This is a genomic window from Pontibacter sp. HJ8 (genome assembly GCF_054824225.1).
This window is the reverse complement of record NZ_JSYF01000629.1, coordinates 1-1,649: the sequence shown is the minus strand read 5'-3', so window position 1 is coordinate 1,649 and position 1,649 is coordinate 1. Positions and strand designations below refer to the sequence as shown.

The following is a 1,649-nucleotide window of genomic DNA, read 5'->3' as shown; positions in this document are numbered from 1 at the left end:
GATGTCGCTGGCCAGCACAGAGTATGACAGGGGAATCAATGAGTTCATTAAGTCCGGCCTAACGCCGGAACCATCAACGCTAATAAAAGCGCCACGAGTGAAAGAGGCCCCGGTAGCTTTTGAGTGCCGGGTGAATGAGGTGATCAGCCTGGGCCCTGAGGGGGGAGCCGGCAACCTGGTCATCTGCGAGGTGCTACTGATACACGTGTGTGAGGATATCCTGACTGAAGATGGTAAGATCAGCCCTTATAAGCTGGACGCCGTAGCGCGTATGGGAGGCGATTATTACCTGCGAGCCAACGGTGACGCTATCTTCGAACTGCCAAAGCCAGTCAGAAACAAAGGGGTGGGTATAGACCAGCTTCCGGATTACATCCGCCACAGCAGTATCCTAACAGGAAATAACCTGGCCCGTCTTGGAAATACAGAGGTTATACCTACAAATGAGGAGGTAGCTGCTTTTAAAGCTGATCCGCTGGTGAGCTATACCTTGAACAAGTATAGAAGTGAAACTGGTCAACTTCGCCGGGAAATGGAGCTTTTGGGAAAAAAGCTGCTGGAGGATAACCAGGTACAGGAAGCCTGGAAAGTGTTACTGCTAAATGGGCAATTGTAGGGACAGGTTACGACCTATCTAATTGTACAACCCTATACTCCTCCAATTTCAAACAATAGGCCATACATTCAGGATTCACAGATTTACATTGATCAATATTTTCTGAGCATATTGTTCATTTGTGCCTTACCAACAGGCTATGGAGTGGACGGGTTGTGACCTGTCACACAAAATTGGCCCCTAATCCGGCAGTTCCCTCACCTCAATCTCTTCCAGCACAATATCCGACACTTTTTCCAGTTTGCCTGCCTCAAAGGCTGTATCATAGTTCTCCAGCGGTATATTTTCTTTTATAGTATAGTTCACATAGTCCTGGAAGCGGATGCCGCCGAGGGTGCGGGGATTAGTGGCTTGGCGAAAACGGGTGCCGCCGCCGTTCTCCTGGAAGGAGTAAGCCAGGTAGTCCATGGTATGGTGCTGCTGATGGAACCAGTATACGTACACATCCTGATACCCTTCGCCGCCGCCTTCCTGCGCAAAGGTCACCCGCACTTTATGATAGGGTTCTCCATTAATATTCGTTTCACCCAAATATTCTTTCTGCACGGCAGCGTCATTCAGGGCATAAGGCAGCAGGGCAAAGTATATCACAGCGTTCACGGATGCGGCATAGGCTTTCTCCTTTTCTTCCGGCAACGCTACTTCTACATCATTCACCCTCCGGGTAAAACCGCTATTACGCAATACGTCATGTACCTGCTGGCCGGTAGAATCTGTAAAGGAGCGGCTGTACACAAAAGCGCCATTATCGCGCAAAGCCCGGTACTGCCTGTCGCGCAGCCTGAAAGAAATAGCGCCATTATCATACCTGCTACCCCCATGCGCTTCGATGGCCTGATCCACGATCTGCTGCGCATCCGGCAACTGCTCCGTCTGGCAGGATGTGCTGGTAAGAAACAGTAGGAACAGGTATAGGTAGATAGAAGATTTTATGGTGCGCATGGTGTCGGGGCTTATGTTGCAGGAGCAATTTACAAAATGATAACAATTAATTTCCCTGGATTTGCGCGGACAGGTCGCGACCTGTCCGCGC

The 1,649-nt window shown here is 50.0% G+C and carries 2 protein-coding genes; one reads left to right on the top strand and one right to left on the bottom strand.

Annotated elements, in window-relative coordinates; translation table 11 throughout:
- The coding region (locus tag OB13_RS20270) for a flavin reductase family protein (protein WP_461492003.1) at positions 1 to 616 on the top strand (616 nt) is incomplete at its 5' end.
- 180 nt (positions 617 to 796) lie between these two features.
- Here the strand turns inward: OB13_RS20270 and OB13_RS20265 are convergent.
- Positions 797 to 1,558, bottom strand: a complete 762-nt coding sequence (locus OB13_RS20265) for a DUF6503 family protein (RefSeq protein ID WP_461492004.1) — start codon at positions 1,556 to 1,558, stop codon at positions 797 to 799.
- Between the last annotated feature and the right edge of the window lie 91 nt (positions 1,559 to 1,649).